This is a genomic window from Bacillus sp. FSL W7-1034 (assembly GCF_038593365.1).
Lineage (GTDB): Bacteria > Bacillota > Bacilli > Bacillales > Bacillaceae > Bacillus > Bacillus altitudinis.
The window spans coordinates 1,089,313-1,107,216 of sequence record NZ_CP151989.1; the positions used below are offsets into that span (position 1 = coordinate 1,089,313).

At 42.4% G+C, this 17,904-nt stretch carries 12 protein-coding genes and 1 riboswitch; of the genes, 7 read left to right on the forward strand and 5 right to left on the reverse strand.

Features of this window, described 5'->3' with window-relative positions; all coding sequences use genetic code 11:
• Positions 1-237: 237 nt before the first annotated feature.
• Genes NST73_RS05460 through NST73_RS05485 form a run of 6 tightly spaced genes read left to right on the forward strand, consistent with a single transcriptional unit; the run spans position 238 to position 8,548 of the window.
• Positions 238-1,584: an aspartate aminotransferase family protein gene (locus NST73_RS05460; RefSeq protein WP_045034701.1), complete on the forward strand. Its 1,347-nt coding sequence runs from the start codon at positions 238-240 to the stop codon at positions 1,582-1,584.
• A complete protein-coding gene (locus NST73_RS05465; protein WP_058337493.1) occupies positions 1,571-3,067 on the forward strand; it encodes an aspartate aminotransferase family protein in 1,497 nt (498 codons plus the stop codon). Before NST73_RS05460 ends, NST73_RS05465 begins: the two co-directional genes overlap by 14 nt.
• Entirely contained in the window at positions 3,064-4,845 is a 1,782-nt protein-coding gene (locus NST73_RS05470) for an IucA/IucC family protein (protein WP_056407991.1), read from the forward strand. Before NST73_RS05465 ends, NST73_RS05470 begins: the two co-directional genes overlap by 4 nt.
• Positions 4,842-5,396: a GNAT family N-acetyltransferase gene (locus NST73_RS05475; RefSeq protein ID WP_342499434.1), complete on the forward strand. Its 555-nt coding sequence runs from the start codon at positions 4,842-4,844 to the stop codon at positions 5,394-5,396. Before NST73_RS05470 ends, NST73_RS05475 begins: the two co-directional genes overlap by 4 nt.
• Positions 5,371-6,720, forward strand: coding sequence for a lysine N(6)-hydroxylase/L-ornithine N(5)-oxygenase family protein (locus NST73_RS05480; protein WP_342499435.1), 1,350 nt, complete (start codon positions 5,371-5,373; stop codon positions 6,718-6,720). The genes NST73_RS05475 and NST73_RS05480 overlap by 26 nt, the downstream gene beginning before the upstream one ends.
• A gap of 13 nt (positions 6,721-6,733) precedes the next feature.
• Positions 6,734-8,548 carry an IucA/IucC family siderophore biosynthesis protein gene (locus NST73_RS05485; protein WP_035700240.1) on the forward strand — a complete coding sequence of 605 codons (1,815 nt, stop codon included), beginning with the start codon at positions 6,734-6,736 and terminating at the stop codon, positions 8,546-8,548.
• 45 nt (positions 8,549-8,593) lie between these two features.
• Here the strand turns inward: NST73_RS05485 and NST73_RS05490 are convergent, their stop codons facing one another.
• The 5 genes from NST73_RS05490 to NST73_RS05510 form a co-directional block, all read right to left on the reverse strand.
• Positions 8,594-9,451 carry a GNAT family N-acetyltransferase gene (locus tag NST73_RS05490; protein ID WP_342499436.1) on the reverse strand — a complete coding sequence of 286 codons (858 nt, stop codon included), beginning with the start codon at positions 9,449-9,451 and terminating at the stop codon, positions 8,594-8,596.
• 159 nt (positions 9,452-9,610) lie between these two features.
• On the reverse strand, positions 9,611-10,546 hold the full coding sequence (locus tag NST73_RS05495; RefSeq protein WP_024720042.1) for a hypothetical protein: 936 nt from the start codon (positions 10,544-10,546) through the stop codon (positions 9,611-9,613).
• Between the two features lie 117 nt (positions 10,547-10,663).
• Complete coding sequence (metH, locus tag NST73_RS05500; RefSeq protein WP_342499437.1) at positions 10,664-14,092, reverse strand: methionine synthase; 3,429 nt, start codon at positions 14,090-14,092, stop codon at positions 10,664-10,666.
• Positions 14,076-15,917: a bifunctional homocysteine S-methyltransferase/methylenetetrahydrofolate reductase gene (locus tag NST73_RS05505; protein ID WP_096881227.1), complete on the reverse strand. Its 1,842-nt coding sequence runs from the start codon at positions 15,915-15,917 to the stop codon at positions 14,076-14,078. Before NST73_RS05505 ends, metH begins: the two co-directional genes overlap by 17 nt.
• Positions 15,918-15,995: 78 nt before the next feature.
• Positions 15,996-16,114, reverse strand: a riboswitch (SAM riboswitch).
• A gap of 81 nt (positions 16,115-16,195) precedes the next feature.
• Complete coding sequence (locus NST73_RS05510; RefSeq protein WP_024720044.1) at positions 16,196-16,687, reverse strand: YajQ family cyclic di-GMP-binding protein; 492 nt, start codon at positions 16,685-16,687, stop codon at positions 16,196-16,198.
• A 226-nt stretch (positions 16,688-16,913) separates the two neighbouring features.
• Here NST73_RS05510 and NST73_RS05515 point away from each other — a divergent pair, with 226 nt between their 5' ends.
• Complete coding sequence (locus NST73_RS05515) at positions 16,914-17,762, forward strand: S1 RNA-binding domain-containing protein (protein WP_342499438.1); 849 nt, start codon at positions 16,914-16,916, stop codon at positions 17,760-17,762.
• Positions 17,763-17,904 lie beyond the last annotated feature (142 nt).

The following is a 17,904-nucleotide window of genomic DNA, read 5'->3' on the forward strand; positions in this document are numbered from 1 at the left end:
AAAGAACCAGGAAAATTGATTTGTAATTTTTTTCAATATTTTTCATACTCAAACGTTACATCGCCTTATGGCTGTAGATGTTTGTAAAAAATACACGAAATTACTCGTTAAAAAGAGAATATAGCATTCATATGCTTTTAGAATCATCTTTTTGAATACAATTGACTTTCGTATCTTACATCCTCTAGGCTAGTAAATGAAAATGATAATCTTTATCAATTGGAGGAGTGTTTTATTATGTCCATCAAAACCGTTTCTAAAAATCAGCAATTTTTAGAGCAACAAAGTCAAAGAGAATCTAATGCAAGGTCTTACCCGAGACGGTTCCCATTAGCCATGCAAAAAGCCGAAGGTATGATCGTGACAGATGCAGATGGTAGAGAATTTTATGACTGCCTAGCAGGTGCAGGAACCCTTGCCCTTGGTCACAATCACCCGGTTGTTATAGATGCTATTGAACGTATGCTTCATGAAAAAAGACCGTTGCATACGCTGGACATCACTTCAGAGATTAAAGAAGAATTTGTGAATGAGATTTTTTCTCACTTGCCAGAAGAGTTTGCAAAAAGAGCAAAAATTCAATTTTGTGGACCAACTGGTGGTGATGCGATAGAAGCAGCAATTAAATTAGTCAAGACAGCGACGGGAAATCGTTCCATTCTATCATTCCACGGAGCATATCATGGTGCTACACATGGCACGATGTCATTAAGCGGCAACTTATCGCCAAAGGAAAAAGTACAAGGATTAATGCCAGATGTTCACTTCCTGCCTTATCCATATGAATACCGCTGCCCATTTGGAATTGGCGGTAAAGACTCACATCGCATTTCAAGCTCTTATATTGAGCGTGTATTAAATGACCCTGAGAGTGGAATTCTCCCGCCAGCAGGCATGATCTTTGAAGCGGTGCAAGGGGAGGGCGGCTCCATCCCGGCATCAATTGAATGGATACAAGAAATGAGACGAATCACAAAAGAAAAAGGAATTCCACTTATTATTGATGAGGTTCAATCAGGCATCGGCCGAACTGGTAAGATGTTTGCCTTTGAACATGCTGGTATTGTGCCAGATGTCATTGTGTTATCAAAAGCAATTGGGGGAAGCCTTCCGCTATCCGTTGTGATTTATGACAAAGACTTAGATCAATGGAATCCAGGTGCACACATTGGCACGTTCAGAGGAAATCAAATGGCGATGGCAGCTGGAACTGCTACGCTTAAATATATAAAAGAAACCAATCTGCTTGATCATGTAGAAGAGCTTGGTCAGCGTATGCAGGCCAATCTAAAAGACATTCAAAAACAAGTGCCTGCTCTCGGTGATGTGCGAGGAAGAGGATTAATGATTGGTGTTGAAGTTGTGAATCCAGATGAGAAACAGGATGTGGACGGCAGTTATCCAGCAAATCCAGAGCTAGCCAGTCTCATTCAAAAGAATTGTTTTGATAAAGGCTTAATTGTGGAGACAGGAGGCCGTTTTGGAAGTGTGATTCGATTCTTACCGCCTTTGATCATGACAGAAGAACAGCTTGAAAAAGTCATCACGATTTTTAAAGAGGCAGTTTACGATGCAGTCAACTAAACCGTCTGTCGATTCATTATTTATTCAACAAAGCCAGCTTGGGAGGGAGTCCTTCCAAGCGGCTCTCTACACATCCATCGACAGCTTACTGGCAGAGTGGCAAACAAGCAGAGGACCGTATAGCGGAATATTGCCTGGGAAATTAGCGGCTCATGTCGAATCGTTATTCCAGATTCAACCGGCTGGTGAATCCATTGAGTCTGTTTTTCAAGATATAAAAAATCACCTTTTACCGCATTTAGTTGATGTGTCACATCCTAAATGCCTGGCACATTTGCATTGCCCACCTCTTATTCCTGCTCTGGCAGCAGAGGTGATCGTAAGTTCCTTTAACCAATCAATGGATTCCTTTGATCAAAGCGGCATTGCATCTTTGGTTGAGGAGGAAATCCTCAAGTGGTTATGTGAAAAATTTTCTTATGGAGAACGAGCAGATGGGACCTTTACGAGTGGTGGAACCCAATCTAACTACATGGGACTGCTTTTAGCAAGAGATGCATTTTGTGAAAACACTTGGCAATGGAATGTACAGCAGAAAGGGTTGCCGAGCGAGGCAAACCGTATGCGGATTCTTTGCTCCAAGAATGCCCACTTCACTGTGAAAAAATCAGCATCTCAGCTAGGTTTAGGTGAACAGGCTGTTGTGTTAGTTGAGACGGACGAACATCACCGAATGGACCTGCATGATTTGCAGAAGAAGCTTATGGAGCTTAAAGAGCAGGATTTGCTTCCATTTGCAGTCGTGGCGACTTGCGGGACAACTGATTTTGGCAGTATTGATCCTGTACGTGACATATATGACATGGTGAAGCCTTTCGGTTTGTGGATTCATGCAGATGCTGCCTATGGAGGAGCGCTTGTATTAAGCAAAACCTTCCAAGGAAAATTAGATGGCATCGAGCTGGCTGATTCGATCACGATTGACTTTCATAAGCAATTTTATCAGCCGATCTCCTGCGGGGCATTTTTACTAAAGGATAAAAGACATTTTGGTTTGATTGATTACCACGCAGATTATCTCAATCCAAAGGAAGATGAACTGGAAGGCATTCTGCATCTTGTGAATAAATCTGTTCAGACGACGCGCCGGTTTGATGCGCTAAAACTCCTTCTCTCTCTGCGTATGATTGGAGAAGAAGGATTTGCAAGTATCATTGACCATACCATCCATTTTGCGAAAGATGTGGCTACGTTGATTGAGAAATATGAGCATCTTGAGGTGATCAATCCTGATCCAGAAATCAATGCAGTCGTGTTTCGTTTTATAGATGATCAACAAGCAGAGGACATCAATAAAATCATTCATCGCACACTTTTCCAAACAGGAACGGCTGTCGTAGCAAAAACAGTAGCCGATGGTCAAACTTGCTTAAAATTTACTTTGTTAAATCCGAGAACGACTATTACACATATTGAGGAAATCCTTTCTGACATTGTTGATATCGGGATCGCTCATATTCAATCCGGGAGGGTACTACGTTGAGTCAATATAAACAAATGGCTGAAAATGCAACTATGCAAAGCTTTTTAAACTGTTTTTTACGTGAAACAGGAATTGATCGATCTGCAAAGAAAGAGACAAAAGCAGACGGCTCACTTGTATTTGTAGCAGCATTAGCAAAACAAGATCTTGAGCTTGTCATTCCGATTCGATATTTTTCGCCTGTAGGCCGTCATCTCTTTGATTTTCCCGTTCGCTTTCGCCCGCAAGGCAGTGAGCAACAGGGAACGATCATCGATTACACCACACTTGTTGCTTTATGTTCAAAGGAACTTCTCATTGAATATGGCCGCACAGATGCAGAGGATGAGTTCATGCTTCGCATCATTTTAAGCTGCCGGAATATTGAAAGATTCATCAGAGAGAGAGAAAGTGATCGAGCGGCTCTTTCTTCAGCTGATTTTGAATATATTGAAGCGGAGCAGTCACTTCTTCTTGGGCATTTAACGCATCCTACACCAAAAAGCAGACAAGGAATGACAGAAGAGGAGGAAGCTATTTATTCTCCTGAGCTGAAAGGCTCTTTCCAGCTTCATTACTTTAAAGCACATCCGTCAATTGTGCTTCAGGATTCTTCTCTTTCACAATCTGCGGCAAGTCTCATGTTTGAGGAGCTCATGCGCCAGATGCCAGAAGAAAAAGAGAGACTGACGACGTTAACAGAAGGCGGTGAATATGTCCTGATTCCGATTCATCCGCTACAAGTCCAAGTGGTCATGGAGAAAGCGTTCGTCAAGCGTTATATAGAGGACGGGATGCTGACGTATTTAGGGCCGCTAGGATCTGAATACACAGCGACTTCTTCCTTTAGAACGGTCTATCAAAAAGACTCTGCGTACATGCTTAAATTCTCTGTCCCTGTAAAGATCACAAACTCTTTACGCGTTAACAAACAAAAGGAACTTGATCGTGGAGTTGAGATGTCTCGTATCTTAAAAACAGAATTAGGCGTTTCTTTATATGACAAATTCTCTGGATTCCGTGTGATTGAAGATCCTGCGTATCTATCTATTCAAGGGGATGAGGCGGAATCTGGCTTTGAAGTCGTCATTCGTCAAAATCCATTTTTGCATCATGAAAAAGGGGCAAGCTTAATTGCAGGGCTATGTCAGGATCATGCATATGGAGAAAAATCACGCCTTTCAGGCATTATCCATGAATTAGCAGATGCTGAAGGCAGATCAACAGAAGATGTCAGCCGTGATTGGTTCACACAATATTTATCGATTGCGTTAGAGCCGATGCTTTGGCTGTTTGAAACGTATGGACTTGCCCTTGAAGCCCATCAGCAAAATGCTGTCGTACAGCTAAAGAATGGATATCCGCACACATTCTATTATCGTGACAACCAAGGCTACTATTATAGCGAATCGAAAAAGGATCAGCTTGCGAAGCTTGTTCAAAACTTAAGCGTCAGAAGTGAAACCATTTGTGCAGACGATGTAGCGGTTGAGAGACTGCGTTACTATTTCTTCTTTAATCATTTGTTTGGTCTTGTGAATGGTTTTGGTACAGAGGGGCTTGCAAAAGAAGAAGATTTATTAGCCCTGATTAGAGACACACTGCTTGCGCATGAAGAGACATATGGTGCATCTGAGCTGACGAACAGTCTTCTTCGGTCACAGGAGCTGCCTTCAAAAGCGAACTTACTCACGCGGTTTGAAGATATGGATGAGCTGACGGGTTCTTTAGAAACTCAATCCAGGTACACGTCTGTATTGAATCCGCTCTTTTTACATAAGGAGGCGCTGATTGGATGAGGCATCGAATTGGGTTCATTCGCGCTGAATATGAACGGGACGTCCAGCTTGTCCACAAGTGGATGCAAGAAGAGTATGTCCACCCATTTTGGCATTTGAATATTCCATTTCCTGCTTTTGAAAAGCACTTTTATCAGGCCATTCATGATCCGCATCAAACCCTTTATTTAGGAACCATTGATGGCACGCCGATGAGCTATTTTGAAGCATACAATGTGAAAGGGGATATCATTGAATCGTACTATCAGCCTTCTCCGCATGATCAAGGCATTCACCTGTTAATTGGAGAGCCAGATTATGTAGGGAAAGGATTTGCGGCTCCGCTGCTTCAAGCCATGACAGCATTTCAGTTTGAGCAGAACAAACGAACAGAAAAAATCGTGGCTGAGCCAGATATTCGGAACGGAAAAATGATTCATGTCTTTGAAAAGTGTGGATTCGAACGTGTGAAACCAGTCACTTTACCAGATAAAACAGGTCTTTTGATGTTTTGTCATCGAGATCGATTTGAAAGGAAGTATAACCATGACGCGGTTCAACAAGCAAAATAATGTAGTGGATGTCATTGGGATTGGCATTGGACCATTTAACCTAGGGCTTGCTGCATTATCTGAAGAAGTAGACGAAATTGACGCTTTGTTTTTTGAAAGAAGTGAAGCGTTCCACTGGCATCCAGGTATGCTCATTGAAGGGACAACACTTCAAGTCCCCTTTTTAGCGGATCTTGTCAGTATGGCGGATGTGAAAAGCAAATATAGCTTTCTCAACTATTTGCAGGAACAAAACCGTTTGTATTCATTTTACTTTCTAGAAGACTTCCATATCCCGCGCAAGGAATACAGCCATTATTGCCGCTGGGTCGCGGATCAATTAGATTCTTGCCGATTTGGCATGAATGTCGAATCTGTCTCCATCGTTGAAAAAGCTGGAGAAAAACGATATGAAGTGCATGTCCGTCATGTGAAAGATCAAACGGTAGAGGTGTTTGAAAGTAAGCATCTTGTTTTAGGTATCGGTACACAGCCTGCGGTACCAGTATCTCTTCAGCCAGCTTTAGGGGATCGGGTGTTTCATTCTGCTGATTACTTGAAACGAAAGAAAGAAGGCTGTTTTAAAGGAAAATCCGTGACGGTCATCGGTTCTGGTCAAAGTGCAGCAGAAGTATTCTATGACATTTTATCAGACGATGAGGCGAAGGATATTCATTGGTTTACACGCTCTAAAGGGTTTTTCCCAATGGAATATTCAAATTTGGGTCTTGAGTATTTCTCTCCAGACTATATTGATTTCTTTTATGAGCTTCCGCAGCCTAAAAAAGATGCGCTATTAAAGCAGCAAGATTTGCTGTATAAAGGCATCAGCTCAGCGATGATCCAAGATATTTATCACTTGCTTTATGAACGTTCTGCTTGCGGAGAGCAGCTGAACACCGTGCTGCAGGCGATGACGGAAGTCAATTTGATTGAGGAAACGAGGGACGGCTTATCGCTTTCATGCAATCAATGGGTCAAAGAGGAATCCTTTACGCATGAGACAGACATTGTCGTCTTGGCAACGGGCTATCAATCTGTATTACCGCCATTTATTGATCCGATTTCCCATCATATTCAGTGGGATCATCAAGGACGCTTCCAGGTTGAACGTGAATATCGATTGAAAACAAACACATTAGGTGAGAATGATATTTTTGTACAAAATGCAGAGCTTCATACACATGGAGTAGGCGCACCAGATTTAGGGCTAGGGGCGTACCGAAACAGTGTCATTATCAATGAACTGGCTCGTCGACCTGTGTATCCACTTTATCAAAAGCATGTTTTCCAGACATTCGGTACACATAAACACGCAAATACATTTGAAGAAATCAAAGGGTAAGGAGGATGAACCGATGAGTGTACAAGATGAATTGAAAAAAGCGGTCAATCCTGCTGCTTGGAAAAAAGCAAACCAGCGAATGGTGGCAAAAATGCTGTCCGAATATATGTATGAGGATATGCTTCATCCCGTTCAGCTAAATCATCAGGATGGCATCGCCCAATATGAATTAATCATTCACGAACAGAAGAAATATCGTTATCTCGCAAAACCTCGTTTGTTTGATAGTTTTGATACGATTGCTGAATCGATCGAGTGCTGTCAAGACGGAACATGGACAAAGGATGTTAGTGCCATTGTGTTTTTACTAGACATTCAGCCAATCATCCCAATGTCTTCTGAAACAACTGGTCATCTGATCAAAGAGCTTCACCATACCTTGTTAGCGGATGTTCATTTGCTGTCGAAAAAAGCACTTCGTGCAGATGAGCTAACAGATACAGATTATGCATGGATTGAGGGCGAGATGACTGGTCATCCGTGGATCGTCTATAACAAAGGGCGTATTGGATTCAGCTACGATGATTACTTAGCCTATGCACCTGAAAGGCAGGAATGTGTGCAACTGTCTTGGATTGCTGTTCACCGAGAACTTGCGACTTTCCATGCGGTCGATCATGAGAACTATGAGCACATCATTGCCAAAGAATTAGACGAAGTCACGATTCGTCAATTCCAACGTGTGTTAAAGGATGAAGGGCTGAATGCGGCTGATTATTATATGATGCCTGTTCATAAATGGCAGTGGACGCATATGATCATCCAGCATTTCCCTGAAGATTTAGCCATGCGCCGTATTGTGTATTTAGGAGAAGGGCTGGATCAATATATTCCACAGCAATCGATCAGAACCTTTACAAACATCTCAAATAAAGGCAAGCATCATATTAAACTGCCAATGAGTATTTTAAATACGCTAGTGTACCGGGGGCTCCCATCAGAACGTACGGTGATTGCACCTCGTATTACAGCACATATTAAAGGAATCGCCGATCAAGACGCCTTTTTATCCGATGTATGCCGCGTGATTTTACCAGGTGAGAATGCGAGTATCAATGTTGATCATCCTTATTACAGCAAGCTACCTGGTGCGCCATATCAATACCTTGAAATGCTTGGGGTCATTTTTAGAGAAAGCATTTATACGTATTTAGATGAAGGGGAGAGCCCTGTTACGTTGGCGGCACTGACGTATGAAGATCATGAAGGCGAGCCTTATCTGAAACAGCTCATTGAAAAATCGGGTCTGTCAGCAAAAGAATGGATGGCGTCATTCTTCCACGTTGTCATGCCACCGCTTCTGCACTTTATGTATCAATATGGCACGGTGTTTTCACCGCACGGACAAAATACAATTCTTGTATTAAAAGATCACAAGCCGCATCGTTTGGCGATCAAAGATTTTGTTGATGATGTGAACATTAGTGATCAACCGCTGCCTGAATTGGCTTCATTAGAAGAAGATCTAAAGGAAGTGCTGCGTAGTGAGCCGCCTGAGGGTCTTGTACAATTTATTTTTACGGGCCTGTTTATTTGCAATCTTCGTTACGTGTCAAATGTGTTAGACAATCACAATCTGTTAGATGAAACGACGCTTTGGCGCTTGCTTGCAGAAGAAATTCAGCAGTATCAAAAGCAATTTCCACAGCTAAAAGATCGTTTTGCTTTATTTGATCTATTCCAGCCTCAGCTGACAAAGCTTTGCTTAAACCGTAATCGCATGATTGATTACGGCTATGGAGATGGAGATGACCGGCCGCATGCATCAGAGCATGGCAAGGTCACAAATGCACTCGCTCAAGTTCTCTCATCCGTAGGCGAAAAATAAAAAAGAAAAGCTGTAGACAACATCTGTCTACAGCTTTTTGATTTTTTAAGAAAATGCTTGTGAGGCCAGAAAATAGAGAAGCGCCGAATCGTTCTGCTTTTCGTTCCCGCGAATCATCATAAAATGTGCGACGTTTGTTTTCGTAAATCCTGCTTCTACAAGTGATGCATGCAGGCGTTCAGCTGTTTCTTCCTGCATATCTAAACGAAAGGCGCCAGAATAAGACGTGAGAAGTGATTGAATGAGTGATAGCGCCGTTTGTTCATCGTTTGCTGCAAGCGGGCCAATCATCAGATTAGCTGGTGTTTCCACACCAAACGCGAAGCCGGTGATTTCGTGGTGTTCATCCTTTGCGATCAGTTTAAATGCTGCTCGCTCCATTCGCTTTATTAAGAAGTTTGATCGATTGGTCCCTGCGCCTTTTTCATCCAGCCTTTCAATAGACGGGAGGTGCGTTTCATCAGCGGGAAAAAGATGAATCTGATGTGACGCGTGAAGCGCACTAGGATTTGTTTTTTGTGCTTTGTATGTATGAATATAACCGGCTGTCTGAAAGCCGATTTTTTCATAAACTGGCTGTCCTTGTACAGTAGCCGTTAAAACGACAGGGACACTTGGATCACTATGACGAAGTAGTGTGTCAATCATTTGACGGGCAAGACCGAGGCCTCGATGTGTCTCAGATACAATGACCGCCCCAATTGATGCCACTCTGTCATACTGAAAAAGTCCAGCGCATGAAATGACTTGTCCGTCAGTTGTTGTAAAACCGGTAAAATGTCCATTTGTTAAAAGAGATGTGAGCTCTTCCGCATTGTAATCAGGCCAGTCGACCTCTTTTGACAATGCGACAAGGTCTGGTATGTCATCAAGGGTTAAAGTTCGTTGTATAACGTTTGCCAATACACGCAACTCCTTCTTAGCTGATTTCTCTATATGTATCGTACCATAAGAACGCATAAGAAAAAGGAAAAGGGGATACCTTTTCCTTCAGCGTATAGACAAACCCTCGCATTTGGTGTCAGTCCTGCGCTTCGGTTCTCCCTTTTCCTTTTGTATAGTTTAATAATTGAGGTCACGGTTGTATTCATATTCAAAGGTGAGCTGTAAGTTCTTAATTGAGACAACGCCTACTTTGATTAACCGTCCACCGATCAATTGAGGAACCTCGGTTGCATTAAAAGAAACAAAAAAGCGGTCTTTTGCTGGCACTTGACTTGTTTTATAAGAAGAGATGTCAACTTTTTGACCGTTCCAAGGTACGTTCACTGTTCCGCCTTTTAAGGAAGAGACAGTGAATACATAATTATATGCATTTGTACTGCCTTTTTCAGCTTCTAATGACAGGCCAGTGACAACGGCATCCTGCGGCAAGCTGCTTAAATCAAAAGAAGAATTGGGAGATCCGGCTTCATTGAAACTATTCAATGTGGCAGGTGATCCATATCGTTTCGTTGTGGCTTTTTCAATACTTTTATCAAAGACAATACGATACATGTTGTCCTCTTCATTTAATAATTGCTTTGGTTTGACGGCTAAATAGTAGTCAGTGCTTGCGGCAATTTTCGGCATATGGATGATTTCATTTTGGTTGTTTGTCCGCACAGAGGAAGACACGAGTGACCCGCTCTGATTGTAAAGATAAAGATCGAAATCATTTCCAGCTTTCACATTGACGAGTTTGATAGAAAAGCGGCCATCTGCTCCATCAAATTTAGAGCTGGTGAACCGGTAAAAATCAATGTCATTCATAGAAGAGATACTACCTTCGTGATATAAATAGGTCTTGTTTAGATGAAGAGAGTGCTGTAAGAATTGAGCTTTTTCCATCGTATCATTGTTTGCATAATCACTGTCTGGATACAGATGCTCCAATTCTTCTGTATAATATGTTGTTTGTTTCGTAGAAGTTTCACTTGCTTGAGCAGGTGATTGGAAAAGAGGGCTAGCGATAAAGAGGCCTGTAAGCAATAAAACCCCGATCTTCTTTTTGAACATGACAAACATCTCCTTTTAAGTAAATGACTTTCATTTATAATATCGGTAAATAAACGTAATATTTCATATTTATTCCATTTTTATTTATAAAAAGAACCTCCAATTCAGGAGGTTTTTTTAGTGAACGTTAAAATATCGAGCTTCAGGATGAGAAACGACAATGGCTGAAACGGATGCTTCGGGCTCCATCATAAACCCTTCTGTGAGATGAATCCCGATTTTTTCTGGCTGCAGCAGGTGGAATAGTTTTTCTTGGTCTTCTAGATTAGGGCACGCTGGATAGCCAAAGGAATAGCGCTGACCTTGATATTTGGCTTGGAACCGTTTCTCCATCGTGAAATCGACTGGGTCTGGGAATCCCCATTTATCACGAATTACTTGGTGCGTTCGTTCAGCCAATCCTTCTGCAAGCTCAAGTGCTAAAGCTTGGACCGCATGCATTTTTAAATAGTCACCCTCTTGTTTAAATTGCTGCGCAACCTCTCGTATGCGGGCACCAGCCGTCACTGCAAATAAGGCGATATAATCTTTCTCGTTCTCTCCGCTTTTCCGCACATAATCAGAAATAGACCGGTACGGAAGTTTTTCCTGTCTTGGAAATTGGAATGTCTCAATGACGCGGTCAGGCGCTTCTGGATCATAGATATGCAGGTCATTCCCATTTGAACTGGCAGGGAAGAATTGATAGACGAATGCAGGTGCAAACCAGTTTTTCTCTCTGCCTTCTTGAAGAAGATCTGTGATCAGTTGTTTTAACTCCAATGCTTTTGGATGCTGTTCAGCCAAGAGCTTTTTGACCTTTCCTTTTAAGCCGAGATGATGGCCGATCAGCATCTGCTCATTGACATAGGGCATAATGTGGTGCAAATCAATATCCCGTACATAATGGCGTTTCGTATTTTCTGGCGTGAAAATCGCTGCCTCCGGAAGTGTCGCGCGTTTTTCTAGTAATTCAATCACAGCTTTTGGCTGCGTTGTTTCTTTTTCCTTATGGAGTGTTTCTTGATCCTCTAAGGGTTTTGTTTGAAATTGAAGAGGGTTCGCTCTTAATTCATTCGCTAAAGACAGGCCGTCCATTGCATCTTTGGCGTAAAGGACGGGGCCATCATATTGAGGCGAAATTTTCATCTTCGTAAACTTCCGGGAAAGCGCCGCGCCGCCCACCAAAATGGGAACAGAGATGTTTGCTTTTTGTAAATCTTGAGCGGTCAAGACCATTTGCTGTGCTGATTTGACAAGTAAACCTGATAATCCAATCATATCTGGCTTTTCTTTTTGCACCGCTTCAATCAATGTTTGTGGGGTTACTTTGATTCCGAGATCGACGACGTGAAAGCCATTATTGCTCAAAATGATGTCGACCAGGTTTTTCCCTATATCATGGACATCGCCTTTGACGGTGGCGAGGAGAATCTTCCCTTTGCCGCTTGCGTCCTTTTTCTCCATAAATTGCTCAAGGTATGAAACAGATGCTTTCATGACCTCAGCGGATTGGAGGACTTCAGCTACAATCAATTCGTTTTGATTAAAAAGGCGCCCAACCTCTGACATTCCCTGCATTAATGGTCCATTGATGACATGAAGAGGTGATTCAAATTTCTCCAAAGCAAGGGCCAAGTCATCAATCAGGCCTTCTTTCGTCCCTTCGACGACATAGAGTGCCAGCCTTTCATCAAGTGATAAGGAGATCTTTGGTTTCTTCTCTGTTTTCTTTTTCCCTCGATAAAATTGGGTGAACTCAGCAAGGGTTTGATCATTTGTTTCATAAAGTAAAGTTTCAGCCAGCTTGATTTCTTCCTTTGGAATTGAAGCGAAGCGTTCAAGCTTTTCAGTATTCACGATCGCATAATCAAGCCCTGCTTTTACGCAGTGATACAAATAAACGGCATTCAATATTTCTCTGCCAACTGGCGGGAGTCCGAAAGACACGTTACTAATGCCTAAAATGGTGAGACATTCAGGCAGTGCTGCTTTGATTCGCTCAATGCCTTTAATCGTCTCTTCAGCAGCACCAATATACTGTTCGTCTCCAGTACCTACTGGAAAGACAAGCGGGTCAAAAATGATATCACTCGCAGGGATTCCATATTTTTTCGTGAGCAGGTCATGGGATCTTACGGCAATCTCAAGTTTTCGATCTGCTGTGACGGCCATCCCTGTTTCATCGATTGTTCCAACAACAAGTGCGCCGCCATATAGCTTGACAAGCGGAAGAATCTCTTCAAAGCGCTCTTCTCCATCCTCTAAATTAATAGAATTGATAATGGCTTTTCCTTGAGAATACATGAGTGCTTTTTCGATGACATGTTTATCGGTTGAATCAATGACAAAAGGAGCTTTCACTTTTTTCATGGCTTCTTTTAAAAAGCCTTCCATGTCTGCTATCTCATCACGATCAGGGTCTGCTAGACACACATCAATGACGTGAGCGCCATTTTTCACTTGAGCACGGGCAATTTCTGCGGCCTCTTCAAACTTTTGTTCTGCGATGAGCCGTTTGAATTTGCGTGAACCAATGACATTTGTGCGCTCACCAACAAAGAGGGGGCGCATCGCTTCTTCATAAATGAGGGGCTCGATGCCTGATACGGTATGCGGTGATGACTCATGCGACATGCTGCGGGGCTGAAGCGAACGTACTTCATCTGACAATGCCTGAATATGTGCAGGCGTTGTACCGCAGCAGCCACCGACGATATTTAACCAGCCTTCTTTTGCAAAAGCGGCAATTTTTTTAGCAAGCGAAGCAGGGGATTCGTGATATTGCCCTTCTTCATCAGGGAGACCAGCGTTTGGATAGCAACTGACAGCCGACTTTGAGATGGAGGAGAGTGTACGGATATGGTCTGTCATAAATTCTGGACCAGTTGCACAGTTTAGTCCGACGCTGATTGGTTTCATATGCTCAAGTGAGATATAAAAGGCTTCAATATCTTGACCGGCAAGGGTGGTGCCCATTGGTTCAATCGTCCCTGACACCATCAGTGGTAGCTCAATACCGGTTGCGTGAAAGGCTTCTTGAATACCTTTAAATCCAGCTTTGACATTCAGCATGTCTTGACTCGTTTCTAAAAGAAGAGCATCACATTTCCCATCAATCAGGGCGCGGGCTTGTTCTTCGTAATTTGCAACGAGCTCTTCAAACGTTGTGCCGCCTGTCACGGATAATGTTTTTGTAGTGGGTCCCATTGCGCCTACAACAAAGCGGGGCCAGTCTGGTGTCGACAAACGGTCTGCTTCACGCTTTGCCAGCTGAGCTGCTTTTACGTTCAATTCATAGGCGAGATGGCCAAGTCCATATTCATCGAGAACGAGCTTCGTCGCGCCGAATGTATTTGTTTCGATTAAATCTGCACTTGCTTCAAGATATTGCCGGTGAATCGTGGAGATAATATGAGGGGCTGTGACGTTCAAATATTCGTTACAGCCTTCATACTCTTCTCCGCCGAAATCCTCTGCTGTGAGCTCGGCGTTTTGAATCATTGTGCCCATTGCACCGTCAAGGACGAGGATGCGTTTTTTGAGCTGTTCAGTGATAGTTGGCATGGATGTTTGGCTCCTTTTCTTTCTGATGGATGTAAGTTGTCAGTTCTGCTGTTAAATCTGATCGAAGGAAAGGGGTAATTAAATAGATACCATTAAACAATTCGCAGGCTGTATCTAATAAAGAACGGGCAATCGCTAATCCTTCTGTCCGCTGCTTTTCTTTATCTTCGCCTGCCTTGGCCATAATCTCACGAATCGAGTCAGACAATTTAATGCCGGGAATTTCATGATGAATAAACTCAGCATTTCGGCTGCTTGTTAGCGGCATAATACCAATGTAAATCGGTTTATCCAAATGTCGGCTTTCTTCATGAATCTTCACAAGCTGTTCTTCAGAGTAAACAGGTTGTGAAATAAAATAATCGGCACCGTATTCGATTTTCTTCTCGAGGCGTTTGACCGCTTTATCAATATGACGGACATTGGGATTAAACGCGCCAGCCACTGAAAAATTAGTCTTTTTCCCGAGCGGTTTCCCAGAGAAAGATAGCCCCTCGTTAAATTGTTTGATCAGACGGATCAAATCAAAGGAGGTTAAATCATACACAGATGTCGCACCTGGGAAGTCTCCAATTTTAGACGGATCGCCTGTGATGGCTAAAATATCGGTTAGTCCAAGCGTGTCCAGTCCCATTAAGTGGGATTGGAGTCCAATCAAATTGCGATCACGACATGTGATATGGACAAGTGAACGCATATCAAGCTGCTGTTTCAATAAAGCGCCGCATGCCACATTGCTAATACGCGGGGTAGCTAGAGAGTTATCGGCCAGTGTGAGGGCATCAATGCCTGCACTTTTTAATTCGTTCGCTGCGATAAGGAATTTTTCAAAGTTCAGCTTCTTCGGCGGGTCCAGCTCGACGATAATCGAACGTTTTTTCACAGCCAGCTCGTCAAGACCTGGTTCTGTCCGTTGATCTTGGATGGAAATGATTTCTTCTTTTAATACTTTCACTTCTTTTTCGGTGATAGGTGCTAAATCTTTGACCGCCTCAGCCATGGCGCTAATATGCTGAGGGGTTGTTCCGCAGCAGCCTCCAATGATTCGTGCGCCCTGATTTCTAAACTCAAGTGCACTTTTTCGGAAATAATCATTATCTGTATCATAGACGAGTCTGCCTTCTTCAAGGGAAGGAAGACTGCTATTTGGATAGACAGATAAATGCGAATTTTGCAAAAGTGGAACGCCTTCAAGTGCCTGAATCATATGATAAGGGCCTAATCGGCAGTTAATGCCGACGACATCAGCGCCAAGTGAGGATAATTCAGATAAACCGTCTTTTAGCGGTGTACCGTCCTGCAATACACCTTGCTCATGCATGGAGACGTTCATGACAATCGGAAGCGCTGTTTCTTTGCGAGCAATCTCAAGCACGGCTTTTGCTTCTTCAATATCGTAATATGTTTCAAGCAGTAACCCATCAGGCTCTTCATTTAAAAGGATATAGAGCTGTTCTCTAAAGCTCCGTTTAATCTCGTCTAAAGAGTAGGCATTTTTGTTAAATGTTCGAATGCCGCCGATCGTTCCGAGGACATAAGCTGAGCCAGCGGCTGCTTTGGCAATTTGTACAGCTTTTGTGTTGATGCGTTTTGTTTCTTCCTCTAAACCGTAGCGGGATAGTTTAATATAATTTGCGCCGTACGTATTTGTTTGAATGATGTCTGCACCAGCCTGCACATATGCTTCGTGCACTCTTTTGACTTCATCTTCTTTCGATAAATTTAATTCTTCAAAGCAGCGGTCAATGCCATAAGAGTATAAAAGTGTTCCCATTGCTCCATCGGCAATCAGTACGCGATTTTGTAAGTCTTGTAATAGGCCCATTGGTTTCCTCCTTATTTCTATGTAACAAAAAAAGCCTTCTGATAAGAAGAAGACTTTTTGGCTGTATTGAAATTCTTCTCCTTATCTTCCAAGCAGTTGCTTGCTGGATTTAGCACCTTGGTCATAGAAAATAGATTTCTACTACACCGGTTGCTGAGGCTTCACAGGGCCAGTCCCTCTGCCTCTCTTGATAAGAAAGCGATATGAACATGTCAATGAATTGAACTTCCATCAACTGTATCGAAAAAATCGGAAATAATCAATGGAAAATTTGAAATTTATCGAAAATTTATAAATTGGACGTCAATCGGTAAATCTGCCTTACGCATGAGTGCCATCACTTCTTGTAAATCATCTTTATTTTTTCCTGTCACACGCACTTGGTCATCTTGAAATTGCGACTTTACTTTTAAACCAGATTGTTTGATCAAGGCATTGATCTTTTTGGCATTGTCCTTATCAATCCCGCTAATCAGCTTTGCACGCTGGCGAACGGTTCCACCTAGGGCATGTTCTGTTTTTCCATAGTCAATGTTTTTAGTCGGTACGTTTCGTTTAATCAGTTTTGTCACAAGGACATCCTTTAGCTGCTCCAGCTTGAAGTCATCATCAGAAATGAGAACGAGTTCTTCTTTTTCTAGTGAAATATCACTTTTACTTCCTTTAAAATCATAACGGTTTTTAATTTCTTTCAGTGCTGCTTGAATGGCGTTTTGCACCTCTGGCAGCTCCACCTTCGAAACAATATCAAATGAACTTTCTTTTGCCATCACATATGACCTCCAACTATAGATATTGCGTCTATTTTATCATGCCCATAGGGGAAGAAGAAACTTTATCGAAGCGAGTTCAGATGCATGCGGTATAATTCAAGTACAGTTTGTCCACTTTAGCTAACAGAACTAGAGATGTTCATGATGACAGAAGTATAGTAGAATAAAGTGAATCAAAAGATGAACGAACGCTCTTTTAAGGGCAGATAGGAAGGAAGAGAACATGAGACCAGGTGAGCAACTGACCTTGCAAATAGATAACGAGATGGAATACGGCTACTTTTTAACAGATGGCGAAGATTCTGTTCTCCTACATCGCAGTGAGATGACAGAGGATATTGGAGATCGTGATGAAGTAGAGGTCTACTTATATGTAGATCATGAGGAAAGACTGGCAGCGACGATGAAAATTCCAAAAATCAATGCACATACATACGACTGGGTAGAAGTCGTAGACGTTGTAGAAGATATGGGTGCTTTTGTCGATATAGGTTTGTCAAAGGATGCACTTGTTGCAACTGAACACCTCCCGCCTTTTGAGGAAGCGTGGCCGAAAAAAGGCGACAAACTATACTGTATGCTCAAAGTGACAAGTTACGGGAGAATGTTCGCAAAACCAGCCACTGAAGATGTGATCAGTGAATTATTTACTGAGGCGCCAGAAACGTTAATGAACAAAGAAATGACGGGAACGATTTATCGCTTAATTGCGACAGGTTCTTTTATGCTGACAGATACAGGCGTGCGTGGGTTTATCCACCGCACGGAACGAAAGGAAGAGCCTAGATTAGGATCGACCGTGACAGGACGTGTCATTGCAGTGAAAGAGGACGGAACCGTGAACGTTTCTCTGCTTCCTAGAAAACAGGATGCATTATCTGTCGATGCAGAAGAAATCTTAACTTATATGAGAACGAGAAACGGTGCAATGCCTTACGGGGATAAAAGTAATCCAGAAGATATCCGGGAAAGATTTCAAATGAGCAAAGCAGCCTTCAAACGAGCATTAGGTCATCTGATGAAAAATGATCTTGTTTACCAAAAAGAAGGATGGACATACGAGAAAAAGTGAGCATTTGCTCGCTTTTTTTATTTTTATCATAAATAATGGTTTTTTTCAGTGAAAAAAGTCATGAAAAAAGCTGAAAATCCTTCACTTTATCATTGAAACAATGCCTCTCAAATCCGATAAATAAGGGGTAAGGATGATAAAA